Raw genomic sequence first — 13685 nt, 5'->3', positions numbered from 1 at the left:
CGAACCCCCGGCTGCCGCACCGCCCCCCGCTCCCGCCGCACGTGATGGGCGACGGGTTCCGCCGGCCCCCTTTCGAGCGCGTAATAGACCCCGACCGCGCGACATCATGGACTGCGAGAGTTCACGGGTCCGGCCGCACGTCCGAAGGGGACCAAGGTGTCAGATCGCAACCGCAGGAAGTTCCCGTGGGGGAAGGTGCTCATCTCGATTTCCGCGGCGGGAACCGCGGTCGGCGTTTACGTGGCCGACTGGAACGAAACGCACATCCACAACCCGTCTTGGCCACCGCACGCGAAGTTCCACAACGCGCAGACCATGAGCATGGGCGTCGCGCTGGGGGCGGCGGTCCTCCACTACCTGTGGAAACCGAACCAGACGCGCGCGTCGCTGGACGCGGCCGCCGTCATCGCGAGCATGTACGGCCTCACCCAGCTGTCCGTCGCGCTCTACCCGGGCGTCTCCAGCGTCGACCCGCCCGGCAAGAACACCTGGCCGCAGCTCATGACCACGTTGCCCAGCCTCGGGTTCGTCCTCGCCGGCTACCTGCTGGAGCGCCGCCGCACCAACCACAATGGAGAGTACTGACATGATCATCGAAATCGCCCAGATCACCGTGAAGCCCGGCACCGAGAAGGAATTCACGGATGCGCACGTCGCCGCCAGCGAGGGGTTCGAGACCACCGAGGGAGTGCTCTCGGTCCGCCTCACCCAGGGGGTCGAGACCCCGACGAACTTCGTGCTGCTCGTGGAATGGACCGATCTCGCGGCCCACGAGCGCTACCGCGAAACCGAGCAGTACGCCCAATGGCGCAAGGCGATCAGCCCGTACCCCGCCGGGCCCGCCGCCGTCCAGCACACCCACGTCGTCGCCTGAGATGACCATGACCGATCGATTCGCGAACCGCGTCGCCGTCGTCACGGGTGGCGCTTCGGGGATAGGCCTCGCCGTCGCGAACCAAATCGCGGCCGAGGGAGGCCGTGTCGCGCTGTGGGATCTCGACGCCGGCAGGCTGAAGGACGCCCGGGACGACAGCGGCGCCGCTTACGTGCACGCGGTCGACGTGACCGATGCGTCCGGTGTCGGCGAAGCGCACGCGGCGACCGTCGAGGAACTGGGCCCGGTCGACGTCCTGGTGACTTCCGCGGGCATCATCGGGCCCATGCGGCCGGTCGGTGAGCTGTCCTACGAGGACTGGCGCCGCATCAACGCCGTGAACCTGGAAGGGACGTTCCTGTGCTGCACGGCAGTCGTGCCGGCCATGCGTGAGCGCGGCTACGGGCGCATCGCCACGGTCGCGTCGATCGCTGGTAAGGAGGGTGTTCCCGGAGGAGCCGCCTACGGCGCTTCGAAAGCCGGTGTCATCAGTCTGACGAAGACACTCGGCAAGGAGCTCGCCCCGTTCGGCGTGACGGTCAACACGATCACGCCGGGCCCCACCGAGACGGCCATGGTGAACGACGTGCCGGCCGAGGCGATCGAGATGATGAAGCGCCTGGTGCCGATGGGACGCATCGCGGCCGCGCGGGAGATCGGCGAAGTCATCTGTTTCATGGTGAGCGAGGCGTGCAGTTTCACGACCGGTGCGGTGTTCGACGCCTCAGGGGGACGGGCCAACTATTGAACCGGCCGAGTGCCGCTGCTCCGGGCCCGGCCGAGCTCGGCCCGGGACAGCGGCAACCGGACGGCGGGCGGCAACGGCGTCCGGACGGGGTCCGCCCGGAACGACTGGAGCATCAGGGCCGCGAACCGGCGGGAGGCCGCCACCCGCAGCTCGGGTGACTCGGCGCGGATGCCTTCGTTCGCCATCAGCGCGAGGCTGATGTCCTCCAGCACGAAGTCGTCCCGCAGCTCGCCCGCTTCCTTCGCGAGCCGCACCAAACGGAGCAGCAGCCGCAGCGTCCGGTCGCGGTCCGCGGCGAAGCGGGCGATGCCGGGCACCTGCGAGGTGAACGCGCGGGCGAAGCCGCGGTCGAGGGCGTGCACCTCCATGAGCCGCTCGATGACGAGGCAGAACCCGCGCCACGGATCGTCGGCCGCGAGGCCTTCCTCGACGACGGCCCGGCACGAGGCCAGCTGCTCGGCGAAGGCCTCGGCCAGCAGGGCTTCCTTGGTCCGGAAGTGCCGGTAGACGGTCGCGACACCGACGCCGGCGCGCCGGGCGATCTCGCGGATCGGCACGTCCAGGCCTTCGGCGGCGAAGGCCGCGCGGGCGACCACGAGGATGCGCCCGCGGTTGTCGCGGGCGTCGGAACGGAGGGGCGCTCTCACTTCGGCCGTCACCGCTCTCACTTTAGCCAACCGGACGGGGTGCTCCGTTAAATTCGCCCCTATGAGAGCTGTCCAGTTTTCCTCCTACGGCCCGCCGAGTGTGGTGGAGGTCGCCGACGTACCGGCGCCGCACGCCGGCCCGGGCGAAATCCGCGTCGCCGTAAGGACTTCCGCGATCTCACCCGGCGAGATCCGGCTCCGTTCCGGAGAGCTGCGGGACGTCGTGCCGGTGAAGTTCCCCTTCCGCACCGGCTTCGACGCGGCGGGCGTGGTCGACGAGGTCGGCGCCGGCGTCACGGATGTGCGGATCGGCGACCCGGTGTTCGGCATGGCTCCCGCGGCCACGCGCGGGGCGAACGCCGACTTCGCGGTGCTGGCGGCGTGGGCGCCGAAGCCGGCGGAGTGGAGCTGGGCGGAAGCGGGCGGCGCGGCGGGCGCGGCCGAGACGGCCACGCGGGTGCTCGACCGCCTCGCGGTCCGCGCCGGGCAGACGGTGCTGGTGCAGGGCGCGGCGGGCGGGACGGGCACGGTCGCGGTCCAGTTCGCCACCGCCCGCGGCGCGCGGGTGATCGGCACGGCGAGCCCGGGAAACCACGGTTTCCTGCGTTCGCTGGGCGCGGAGCCGACGACGTACGGCCCGGGGCTGGTCGAGCGGGTCCGCGCCTTGGCACCGTCCGGAGTGGACGCGGTGTTCGACTGCGCGGGCGGCGCGTTGCCGGACCTCATCGCGCTCACCGGCGACCCGGCGCACGTGGTGACGATCGCCGACTTCGCGGCGGAGGAGCACGGGGTGCACCTGTCGCACGGCTCGCCGGCCGGCTCGGGTGCGGATCCCCTGGCGGTGCACGCTCTTTCAGCCGCGATTGCTTTGGCCGCCGAAGGGCGGTTGCGGATTCCGGTCGCCGCGACGTTTCCGCTCGGCGAAGTCGCCGCCGCGCACGAACTCAGCGAAAGCCGCCACGCGCGCGGGAAAATCGTGCTGCAGCACTAGAACGCGCTTCTCCGCCGCACAGGTCGGGCGATGGGGCGACGACGCCGGGCTCGCTGCTGAACCGACGTCGTCGCGGAAGTCCCGCCAAGCACGGACGGGACTCGCTTGCGGATACCCGGCTTTCCCGGCCTCTGAACGTGGATCGGTACCAACGCACCGTCTCGGTCAGTGGCGCGATTTCGGTTTTCCACCCGGGCCTACGGCTTTTTCCGCATCGTGGTGCGTATCGCCGTCCGGCTTGGCCTCGCCGTCCGGCTTCCGCGGGCCGGCCTTCGGGGGTATGGCGGCGACCACGCCCACCGTGACCGGCTTCGCGGTTTGCGGCGAGACCACCACGACGGCCGACGCCGGCGGCAAGGTGACCTGAGACGGCGGCACGGCCGAAGCGGTGGCCGGGGCCGCTTCGGGCGGCCGCGCCGGGGAGTTCCCGGAATCGGCCGGCGTCGCGAGGAGCACCACGAGCAGACCGGCCGCCGCGGTCACCAGGACCCCGCCCGCGGCCACGGCCGTTCGCCGTCGCCGAACCGGGACGGCGAACGGAGCCGCGGTCACCGTCGCGGGCGGCTCCTGCAGCAGGTGCGGAAGCTCCTCGGCGCCCGGCCGGTCCGCGGGGTCCCGGGCGGTCATCCGGCGCAGCGCGTGCGCCAGCGGGCCGGGTGTCCCTTCGGGAATCCGCGGCGCGCGGTGCAACCGAGCCATCGCCGACTCCGCCAGGGTGCCGGGGAACTCGCGCTGCGCGGTCAGGCACTCCAGCAGGATCAGCCCGAGGGCGTAGACGTCGGCGGGCGGCCCGGCCGGCTCCCCCAGGATCTGCTCCGGCGCCAGGTAGGCGGCCGTGCCGGTGACCAGGCCGGTACCGGTGATGTGCGTGGAGTCCAGCGCGTGCGCGATGCCGAAGTCGGTGATCAGCGGGCCGTCCGCGCCGAGCAGGACGTTCGCGGGCTTGAGGTCGCGGTGCACGATGCCCCGCGCGTGGACGTGGGCCAGCGCGTGCGCCAGCCGGAGGCCGAACTCGCCGACCTCGTCGGCGGTGAACGGCCCGGCGAGCAAGCGCTCGGCGAGGTTTTCCCCGTCGACCAGCTGCATCACCAGGTACGGCCGGTCGCCTTCGGTGCCGCTGTCGTACAGGGCGACCACCCGCGGGTGGTCGATGCTCGCCAGCAAGGTCTTCTCCCGCGCCCGGCGCAGCTGCTCCACCGCCACCGCGTGGCGGTCGTAGACCTTGACGGCGACCTCGCGCCCCAGCTCCCGGTCGACGGCGCGGTAGACCCGCGCGGTGGCGCCCTTGCCGATCGGCGACCCGAGTTCGTAGCGTCCGGCGAGCAGGTCCGGCAGCTCGTTCGTCATCGGCAGGCACCTCATCCGGCTCGTGGTCCTTACCGGTACCCGCACCACCGCCCCGGGCAAACACGATCGCCCGCCCGGACCGGTCGAGGCTGAACGTTCAGGCCGGCGGTGAGGCGTGGTCGCCGATGTGGGCGATCACGGTGTCCAGGGCGGCTTCGAGGGCGTCGGTGGTGTGCTGGGCCTGCGCGAGGACGAGGCCGCCCTGAACCGCGGCCAGCAGCGCGAGCGACAGCGTGGTGGCGTCGGCCTCCGGCCGCAGGGCGCCGCTGTCGATCATGGCGGCCAGACCGGCGCGAATGGCTTCGGACCAGGCGGTGAAGCTGCCGGCCAAGGCGTCGCGTGCCCACTGGTGATCGTCGGACAGCTCGCTGGACAGGCTGCCCAGCGGGCATCCGCCGGTGCCGTGCTGCCGGCGGGCGGCGTCGACGACCACGTCGCGCCACGACCGCAGGGCGGCGACGCTGTCGAGCTTGGCCAGCAGCGGTGCCTGGTGGGACAGGATCGCCTCGGACTGGAACGCGATGACCGCTCGCGTGAGGTCGTCCTTGTCGGCGAAGTAGTGGTAGATCTGCGACGAGCTGACGCCGGCGGCATCGCGCACCGCCGGGGTGCTGGTGCCCGCCACGCCGTGGCGGTACATCAGGTCGGCCGCGGCCGCGACGATCCGCTCGCGCGTCGCGCGTCCCTTCGGTGTGCTGGGCGCCTCCTGCGGCGCCACGCGAGCCGGCATCGAACCCTCCAAAACTGGATTTGACTATCCAATCCTAGCGTGCCTAGATTGGATAGCACGATCCATTCCGCGGAGGACCGAAGGGAACACGATGATTCTGGTCACCGGCGCGACCGGCACGGTCGGCTCCGAAGCCGTGCGGCTGCTGTCCGCGCGGCACCAACCCGCTCGGGCTTTGGGCCGCGACCCGTCCCGCGTGGCGCACCGCGCCGACCTGGCCGACGAGATCGAGATCGTCACCGGCGATTTCGACCACCCGGGCACCCTGGACGCGGCCCTGGCCGGCGTCGACACGGTCATCCTGGTGAGCCCGGCCGTGCCCGCTCAGGAAATCGCGGTCATCGACAGCGCCGTCCGGAACGGCGTGACCCACGTCGTCAAGATCACCAGCAAGGCCTCGGCCGATTCCCCGGTGGACCGCCGGCGTGGACAGGCCCGGATCGAGGCGCACCTGGCCGCCACCGGCCTCCCCCACACCTTGCTGCGGTCCAACGCCTACCTGCAGAACCTGCTCGCCCTGGCGCCGGCGGTCCGGCAGACGCGGGGCTTCACGATGTCGGCCGGCGACGGGCAGGTCGGGATGATCGACGCCAGGGACGTCGCGGCCGTCGCGACCCGGATCGCCGTCGCACCGGCGGCCCACGCGGGCCGCACGTACCGGCTGACCGGCCCGGACTTGATCACCTACGCCGACGTCGCGAAAGAACTGTCCGCCACGCTGGGACACGACGTCGAGTACCGCCGGATCAGCCCGGACGAGCATCGAGCCGTGATGATCGGGGCCGGGGTTCCCGAGCCGGTGGCGACCTCGAACGCCCAGGCGTTCGGGCTCATCGCCGAGGGCGACGCGGCCTGGCTGACCGGCGAAGTGGCGACCCTCACCGGTACCGCGCCGCGCGGTCTCCACAGCTTCCTCGCCGAGCACGCCGCGGCCTTCGCCTGAGCCGGCACGTACCGAGCAGCCGATCAGACGGCGCCGAGCACCGCGATGAGCTCGAGGACGTCGTACGCGGTCGGGAAGTCCGGCGCCTCGTAGCGCAAGGTGCATCCGTCCGTTCGTTCCATCCCGGGTACCAGCAAGGCGTGTTCGACCATGTGCGGCCGCTGCAGCCGGACCTCCAGCCGCACCGGGCCGTCGAACCGGCGGGTGCGCACCGCGGCCCGCTCGTCCAGCGCTCGCGGCACCTCGAGCTCGATCCGGCGGCACGCCTCGTCGGGGTGCAGCGTCCTGGCCGCACGAGCGCCGAGCGCCCGCTTGACCACCACACAGCGCATGCCCGGGGCCACCTCGGCCGCCTCGGCGGCCACGGTGTCGTCGCCGCTGACCAGCACCGAAGGCACGTCGAAGTGGGCGGCCAGTGCCGCGTTGAGGCCGAGTTCGCCGAGGGACGAACCGTTGCACCGCACGTCGGCGATGAGCGCGCCGGAGATCGTGTGGGCCAGCACCGAACGGGCCGTCCCCGCCTTGCCGTGGTAGCCGATGTACAGCACCGCGTCGACGTCGGCGGCGAGCCCGGCCATCATCCCGTGCGGCCTCGGTGTCCACCGCACCAGCTCGGCCCGCTGGTCCAGCAGTTCGGGAACCAGGTTCCGGAACCGCGCGTGCGCGTCGGCGACCAGCACCTGCGCGTCCGCCGCATACGCGTGCACCCCCCGCACCGCGGCATTGGCCTCCGCGGTCAGCAGCGCGCGGTTGCGCTCGTACTCGCCGTGACCGGGGCGGATGTCATCGCTGTCGACCACTCCGGCAACGCCCTCCATGTCGACCGACACGAGTACCCGCACCTTGACCACACCTTTCCCGCCGATCGCCTGATGTCGGTCGACGATACGACTCAGGGCGTGCGGGCCCCCTTGTGCCCGAACCCCCAGCGGGCCAGCCGGACCGGGTCGTCGACGGCCGGATCCGGGCCGCGGCCGTAGTGCGCCGTGTAGCCGGCGACCGGTCGTTCGGTGATTTCCCACCCGGCCGCGCGCAACGACTTCGCGCTGTCGGGGCGGACACCGTCGTCGAGCAGGCTCGGCAGGTGCGACCCGATGGCCTCGCCCGTCCCCGCGTACAGGTCGTGGTCGCGGAACGCGGGGGTCTCCTGGCCGGGCACGACCTCGTAGCCGAGGTGGCTGCCGGGCGCCGACAGCCGGTCGACCGTCGCGAGCACCCGCTCCTCCACCGCGGGTGGCAGGTACGGCAGCACGCCCTCGGCGATCCACGTCGTGGGCCGGTCCGGCGAGAACCCGGCGGCGAGCAACGCGACGTCCCACGCCTCGGCGAGGTCGACGGCCAGCCGGTCGCAGCGCACCCGGGCCCGCGCGCCGGCCGCGTCGAGCACCGCGACCTTGAACGCCAGGACATCCGCCCGGTCGATCTCGAAGATCCGCCGGGCCGCGGGCAGGTCGAGCCGGAGGGCGCGGGTATCCAGGCCGGCGCCGAGCACCACGACCTGCGGGGTCGCGGCCGCGCGCACGGCGTCGTCGAACACCCGGGTGCGCAGGCCGCAGTAGGCACCCAGCCGGCCCCACACCGGGTGCGCGTCGCCGCCTTCGACGTCCTCGATCCGGGTGGGCATCGCGACCCCCGAACGGGCGCTACGGACGAAGTGCTCGGCGTATTCGTCCCGGACGAGCCCGTCGGCGCGGTGCGTTTCGATGGCCCGGGTGGCGGCGATCATGAGGGCGGTGGTGCTCGCGCCGTCGGCCAGCTCGGCGACGATCGTGGGCAGGGCGTTGGTCACGACCGTCGACGACAGGATCGCCACGAAGATCCCGAGGTACAGCCCCGAAAGCGCCTGCAGGATCTGCTGCTGGGTCATCGGGACGGGATCGGCGCGCGCGGTGGTCGCGGCGGTCATCGCGCGGCTTGCTCGACGAGCTTCGTGACGACGTCCGGACGGCTGAGCATGACCGCGTGGGAGGCGTCCACCTCGGTGATCCGGGCGCCCGCGCGCGTGTCCATGAAACGCTGCAGATCCGGGCTGATGGCGCGGTCCTGGCGGGTGAGGAGGGCCCACGACGGGATCGTCCGGAAGCCCTCGGTGACGCCGGCGTCGGTGACGGCCTTGGTGTTGGCCGGTCGCTGGGTGGTGGCGAGGTCGGCCGCGGTGGTCCGGTCGAGGTCGCCGGCGAAGGCGGTGCGGAACTGCGCCGGGTCGATGGTGACCTCCGCGCCGCCGGGCACCGGGGTGGTGATCAGCGGCAACGGCGTCGACGACTTCGCGGCGAGGTCACCGATGGTCTCGCCCCGCACCGGGATGAACCCGGCGATGTAGACGAGGGCCTTGACGTCGGGCACGGCGGTGGCGGCGTTGGTGATGACCGCACCGCCGTAGGAATGACCGACGAGCACCTTCGGACCATCGATGGTGGACAGATAGCTGGTGACGTAGGCGGTGTCACTCGTCAGGCCCTGCAACGGGTCGGCGATGGCGCGCACGGGGTAGCCGTCGCGGCGCAGCCGTTCGATGACGGGGTTCCAGCTCGAGGAGTCGGCCCAGGCGCCGTGGACGAGCACGATGGTGGGCTTGGGAGTGCTGTCCGGAGTGCCGGTCGCCGAGGCCGTGACCGGCGCGGCGGTGGCGAGCAGGGCGAGAACCGCGACACCGGTGACGGCGACGCGAGGAATGCGGAAACGCATGACAGGAAACCCCTTCCGGGGGGGGCAAGAGGGCACCCCGCCCCGCCGGATCGCGGCGGGGCCGGGGCATCGGGCGAGTCAGCGGCCGTAGGCTTCGAGCAGCCGCAGCCACACCTCGCTGACGGTCGGGAACGCCGGGACCGCGTGCCAGAGCCGGTCCAGCGGCACCTCGCCGACCACGGCGATCGTCGCCGCGTGCAGCATCTCCGCGACGTCCGGACCGACGAGCGTGAAGCCGACGATCACCTTGCGGTCCTCGTCGACGACCATCCGGGCGTGTCCCCGGTAGCCCTCGGCGTGCACGGCGGAGCCGGCGGTGGCGGCCAGGTCGTAGTCGACGACGCGGGTCCGCAGCCCGGCGGCCTCGGCCTTGGCCGCGGTCAGGCCGACCGACGCGACTTCCGGGTCGGTGAAGACGACCTGCGGCACCGCGCGTTCGTCGGCGGTCGCCGCGTGCCGGCCCCATTCGCCGTCATCCACGGGTTCGTCCTTCGCGCGCGCCACGATGGCGTCGCCGACCGCGCGGGCCTGGTACTTGCCTTGGTGCGTAAGCAGAACGCGCCGGTTGACGTCGCCGGCGGCGTAGAGCCAGCCGTCTGTTTCGAGTACCCGCATCGTGCTGTCGACCGTGAGCCAGCCGCCCGGCTTCAGGCCGACGGTGTCGAGACCGATGTCCTGGGTGTTCGGCGTGCGGCCGATCGCGACGAGCAGTTCGTCGGCGTCGAGCTGCTCGCCGTCGGTGAGCGTGATGGACACCGTTCCGTCGTCGTTGCGCTTGACGGAGCCGGCCTCGGCCCCGATGCGGACCGAAACCCCCTTCTCCCGCAACGACTCCGCGACGCGTTCGCCGACGAACGGCTCGTTGAGGTGCAGCACGCCGTCGCGGGCCAGCATCGTCACCGACGACCCCAGCTCGCTGAACGCCGTCGCCATCTCCGACGCCACCACTCCACCGCCGATGACGGCCAGCCGGGCCGGAACTTCCTTGGCCGCAACGGTTTCGCGGCTGGTCCACGGCTTGGCGTCGCGGAGGCCGTCGATGTCCGGGACCAGCGTGCTGCTGCCGGTGGCGACGATCACCGCGTGCCGCGCGGTCAGCGTCGTGGTGCTGCCGTCGGCACCGGTCACCTCGACGACCCGGGCTCCGGCGATCCGGCCGTGGCCGCGGTACAGCGGGATGCCGGCCGACTCGAGCCAGGACACCTGGCCCTCGTCATTCCAGTTCGAGGCGAAGGAGTCGCGACGGCGGAGCACGGCCGCCACGTCGAGCTCACCGGTCACGGCTTCGCGAGCGCCGGGCACCTGCCGGGCCGCGCGGAGGGCCGCCCCGCTGCGCAGCAACGCCTTGGTCGGCATGCACGCCCAGTAGGAGCACTCGCCGCCGACCAGTTCGCGCTCGACGATCGCGGCGGTCAGGCCACCCTGGACGATCCGGTCGGCCGCGTTCTCCCCGACCGGGCCGGCCCCGATGACGACGACGTCGTACGTGGTCATGTCAGTTCCCCTTGGCGGCGCGGCCGAGCCGGATCGCCGAGACGAGGAAGAAGATGCCGCCGAGGACCGCGTACCCGGCCACGTTGGCCAGCGACGGGTTGGCCGCGGAGGCGCCGATGACGAAGTTGGCGCCGGCCAGCACGGAGATGCCACCACTGAGCATCATCGGCCACTGGCCGCCCATCTTGCGGCGGCGGATCCCGACGATCAGCTGGACCACCCCGGCCACGATCGCCCAGGCGCCCCACACCCGCAGCACGCCCGCCACGCCGGACGCGGACGCGACGCCGATCCCGATGGCCGCGAGCAGGCTGATCGCCATGTTCACGTACAGCGCGGTCACCGACCCGGCGCCCTTCGACGAACGAGCGTCCACAATGGCCGAACCCACGTCGAACAGCGGGTACAGGACGGCCAGGGTGATGCCGACCGCCCCCAGCCCCGACTTGGTCGTCAGGAAAATCAGGACCGCCCACACGATGGCGAACGCGAACCGCACGAAGTACAACCGGCGCAGAGCCGGGGCGAACCCACCTACGGCGGGCGAGTCGACAGTAGTCACCATGATCCTCTCAAGACCGCGGGGAACCTCCCCGACGAGACCGAACGTTCTATCTCAACTCAGCATGGTGGGCGGGCTTCGCAATGTCAAGACAGAACGTTCTTTCCGAGTTCTTACGCGAGGCGAAAGGACCGTGCCGATCGCTCAAAGCGGCGGGCGGCGGGCGTGCGGACCCGGGCCACCCGCTCCGCCGGAGACCGGCGACCCCCGGCCGCCGCGCGGCGATTCGCGGGCGGCCGGGGGTTCGCGACACAACCGCCGACGGTTGTGGCCGGCCGTCGGGCGGCGGTCAACGGGGGTTCGGCCCGACGTGAGGGCGCCACCCGGGCTCCCCCGCCGACCAGCGGACCACGGTGCCGGCTCAGTTCCAGCGCCGGTATTCGTCGACCGGAAGGGGATGGTCGACCGGCACCACGCGGGAATGCGCGGCCGTCAGGCAGCCGGGGCAGCACAGCTGCCGGAAGACGACTTCCGCGTCGACGTACTCCAGCGGGTCGTGCCAGATGTGCGGGCCCGCCTCGGTCGGCGCCGCGTCGCGGCGGGCCAGTGCCCCGATGAACGCGCCCCCTGCCAGGGGCCCGATCTCCGTTCCACAGTGGACGCAGGCGACGGTTCCGCTGTCCAGCACGACGAGGTTGTCGTCGAGCCGCCGCGCTTCACCCAGTTCCGGCGTGGTGATCGGCGTGAGACCAGTCAGCCCGGCCGCGGACGCCCGCCGGTGCCGCAGCTTCTCGCGCAGCTCGCCGGTCGCGGAACCGTCCACTCCGCCGCTGCGGAGGACGACGCCGTAGACGTCCCGCGCGGCCTCCGCCGAGACACGGACCTGCCGCACGTCCTCGCGCACGCTTTCCGGCGACCGCAGCAGCGGGTCGCCGTACCCGCCACCGGCCTGCCAATGCAGGTAGAGCGCGTCACCGGGGCCGAGGTGCGACTCGCCCTCGCACGGCAGCACCTCGATCTCCCCGCCCAGCTCGCCCAGGTGGCCGGGGATGGTGACCGCCTGGGCGAGCTGGGGTTCGTGGACTCCGCGCACGACCAGGTCGAGCTGGGAGTTGCCCGGGTAGCCGCCGGCCAGGCCGACGTTCTGGTTCGCGACCTTGCCGGTGCCGGACACGACCAAGGACATCGTCCCCGTCTGGTCCGGGTGCTGGACGTAGCAGACCGAGCCGCTCATCCCGCCACGCTGCCGCCCCGGCCCGCCGGAGTCCGTCTGCTCCCGGCGCCACAGGGCGACCAGCGGGTAGAGGTACTCGGTCATTTCGACGTCCGGCGCCCGCGCGGAAGGGATGATCAACCGGCCACCGGTGTCGACGCCGTCGTGGTACACCTGGGCGCCGTAGCCGCCGGCCATGACGTCGAAAATGGGCGAGACAAAGCCTTTACTTCCCCCTCCGCGAACGTCCACACCGGACACCACACAGAGGTCGGTGGTGCCGTTGCAGATCGACTGCACGTCGGTGCGGTGGTCCGGTTCGGCGTCCAGCATCTTGGCGAGCACCTCGGCGACCAGGTTGCCCGATCCCCACGCCGGCCCGAACGGTCCTTTGCCGACCGCGGCGGGGAACGACGCGTTGGTGATGGTGTCCTCGTCGGTGATGATCTCGAAGCAGCGCATCAGGCCGCCGGCCGCCCACGGGATGTCGCCGGCCAGCAGCGGCAGCATCGTGAAGACGATCCCGGCCCGCAGCCCCGGGTAGGGGCAGTTGATGATGCCGGTCTGCCCGGCGGTGCCGCGGAAGTCGAAGACGAGCCGGTCGTCCTCTTTGGTCATCGCGACCTTGATCGCGTGCAGGCCGCGGTCACCGGTCTGCGACTGCTCCTGGTAGCCGACGGCGGACCAGGTCCCGTCCGGCAGCGTCGCGAGCTTGGCCCGCAGCCGGCGCTCGGCGTCGTCCATCATCCGGTGCATCACGGCCTTGACGGTGTCGGCGCCGTACTTGGTGATGAGCCGGAGGATCTGCTCGGCCGCGTTCTTGTTGGCGGCGATCTTGGCGCGCAGGTCGAGGCCGACCAGGTGCGGGAGCCGGGAGCGGCGGACCCAGGCGTCGGCGATGTCGCGCTGCAGCACCCCGCCGCGGACGACCTTCATCGGCGGCGTCGGGACCGCCTCGCCGAAGACGTCCTGCGCGGACGGGCTGAACGAGCCCGGCCGCGGCCCGCCCAGGTCGACCTGGTGGGCGATGGCCGTCGTCCAGCCGAACAGCTTGCCGTCGTGGAAGATCGGCGCCAGGATCGCGGCGTCGTTCTGGTGCAGCCCGCCGCCGATCCACGGGTCGTTGCACAGGAACATGTCGCCCTCGGCGATGCCGGGGTTGTCACTGCGATTGCGCAAGGTCCAGGTGATGGCCAGGTCCATCGAGCCGATCAGGCCGATGTTGTAGGTGCCGACCTGCACCTGCTCGCCCAGCTCGTCGCAGATGGAGAAGTTGAAGTCGTTGGACTCGGTGACGACGTGCGAGCCCGACATCCGCCGCAGCGTCTCCCCCATCTCCTGGGTGATCGCCCACAGCCGGTGCCGGACGACTTCGTAGGTCAGGGCGTCGACCTCGCCGTCGCCGACCTGGTGCAGTGGCAAGGAAGGCGAGATCTGCCGCAGCAGCTCTTCGCGGGACATCGGGCGGCTGGTGAACTCGTCCGCCCCGGGGATTCGAGAAGTCATGG

At 71.9% G+C, this 13685-nt stretch carries 14 protein-coding genes; 5 read left to right on the top strand and 9 right to left on the bottom strand.

From position 1 onward, the window contains the following. Positions 1–156 precede the first annotated feature (156 nt). The 3 genes from ACIRSS_RS24830 to ACIRSS_RS24820 are packed head-to-tail and all read left to right on the top strand — an operon-like array spanning position 157 to position 1622. Positions 157–585, top strand: coding sequence for a DUF6640 family protein (locus ACIRSS_RS24830; RefSeq protein ID WP_400898778.1), 429 nt, complete (start codon positions 157–159; stop codon positions 583–585). Position 586: 1 nt separating this feature from the next. Then, the gene (locus ACIRSS_RS24825; protein WP_400898776.1) at positions 587–874 is read left to right on the top strand and encodes an antibiotic biosynthesis monooxygenase family protein; all 288 of its coding nucleotides are present in this window, start codon (positions 587–589) and stop codon (positions 872–874) included. 7 nt (positions 875–881) lie between these two features. Further along, positions 882–1622, top strand: coding sequence for an SDR family NAD(P)-dependent oxidoreductase (locus ACIRSS_RS24820; RefSeq protein WP_400898774.1), 741 nt, complete (start codon positions 882–884; stop codon positions 1620–1622). Here ACIRSS_RS24820 and ACIRSS_RS24815 read toward each other — a convergent pair. Then, complete coding sequence (locus ACIRSS_RS24815; RefSeq protein WP_400898772.1) at positions 1616–2281, bottom strand: TetR/AcrR family transcriptional regulator; 666 nt, start codon at positions 2279–2281, stop codon at positions 1616–1618. The genes ACIRSS_RS24820 and ACIRSS_RS24815 overlap by 7 nt on opposite strands. A gap of 49 nt (positions 2282–2330) precedes the next feature. Here ACIRSS_RS24815 and ACIRSS_RS24810 point away from each other — a divergent pair, with 49 nt between their 5' ends. Beyond that, complete coding sequence (locus tag ACIRSS_RS24810) at positions 2331–3260, top strand: NADP-dependent oxidoreductase (RefSeq protein ID WP_400898770.1); 930 nt, start codon at positions 2331–2333, stop codon at positions 3258–3260. Between the two features lie 165 nt (positions 3261–3425). Here the strand turns inward: ACIRSS_RS24810 and ACIRSS_RS24805 are convergent, their stop codons facing one another. Both ACIRSS_RS24805 and ACIRSS_RS24800 read right to left on the bottom strand, forming a co-directional pair. Next, complete coding sequence (locus ACIRSS_RS24805) at positions 3426–4607, bottom strand: serine/threonine-protein kinase (protein ID WP_400898768.1); 1182 nt, start codon at positions 4605–4607, stop codon at positions 3426–3428. 97 nt (positions 4608–4704) lie between these two features. After that, complete coding sequence (locus tag ACIRSS_RS24800; protein WP_400898766.1) at positions 4705–5337, bottom strand: TetR/AcrR family transcriptional regulator; 633 nt, start codon at positions 5335–5337, stop codon at positions 4705–4707. A 91-nt stretch (positions 5338–5428) separates the two neighbouring features. On the opposite strand from ACIRSS_RS24800, the gene ACIRSS_RS24795 reads away from it, so the two are divergent. Beyond that, a complete protein-coding gene (locus tag ACIRSS_RS24795; RefSeq protein WP_400898764.1) occupies positions 5429–6280 on the top strand; it encodes an NmrA family NAD(P)-binding protein in 852 nt (283 codons plus the stop codon). Between the two features lie 23 nt (positions 6281–6303). Here the strand turns inward: ACIRSS_RS24795 and ACIRSS_RS24790 are convergent, their stop codons facing one another. The 6 genes from ACIRSS_RS24790 to ACIRSS_RS24765 form a co-directional block, all read right to left on the bottom strand. After that, a complete protein-coding gene (locus tag ACIRSS_RS24790; RefSeq protein WP_400898762.1) occupies positions 6304–7122 on the bottom strand; it encodes a M55 family metallopeptidase in 819 nt (272 codons plus the stop codon). A 50-nt stretch (positions 7123–7172) separates the two neighbouring features. Next, a complete protein-coding gene (locus ACIRSS_RS24785; protein ID WP_400898760.1) occupies positions 7173–8186 on the bottom strand; it encodes an SAM-dependent methyltransferase in 1014 nt (337 codons plus the stop codon). Continuing rightward, the gene (locus ACIRSS_RS24780) at positions 8183–8968 is read right to left on the bottom strand and encodes an alpha/beta fold hydrolase (RefSeq protein WP_400898758.1); all 786 of its coding nucleotides are present in this window, start codon (positions 8966–8968) and stop codon (positions 8183–8185) included. Before ACIRSS_RS24780 ends, ACIRSS_RS24785 begins: the two co-directional genes overlap by 4 nt. A 78-nt stretch (positions 8969–9046) precedes the next feature. Further along, positions 9047–10462: a dihydrolipoyl dehydrogenase family protein gene (locus ACIRSS_RS24775; RefSeq protein WP_400898756.1), complete on the bottom strand. Its 1416-nt coding sequence runs from the start codon at positions 10460–10462 to the stop codon at positions 9047–9049. A gap of 1 nt (position 10463) precedes the next feature. After that, on the bottom strand, positions 10464–11027 hold the full coding sequence (locus ACIRSS_RS24770) for a hypothetical protein (RefSeq protein ID WP_400898754.1): 564 nt from the start codon (positions 11025–11027) through the stop codon (positions 10464–10466). Positions 11028–11385: 358 nt separating this feature from the next. Further along, entirely contained in the window at positions 11386–13683 is a 2298-nt protein-coding gene (locus ACIRSS_RS24765; protein WP_400898752.1) for a hydantoinase B/oxoprolinase family protein, read from the bottom strand. Positions 13684–13685: the final 2 nt, after the last annotated feature.

Origin of the sequence: Amycolatopsis sp. NPDC101161, assembly GCF_044768185.1 — a bacterium.
In the GTDB taxonomy this organism is placed as follows: domain Bacteria; phylum Actinomycetota; class Actinomycetes; order Mycobacteriales; family Pseudonocardiaceae; genus Amycolatopsis.
This window is presented reverse-complemented; position numbering and strand designations above follow the sequence as displayed.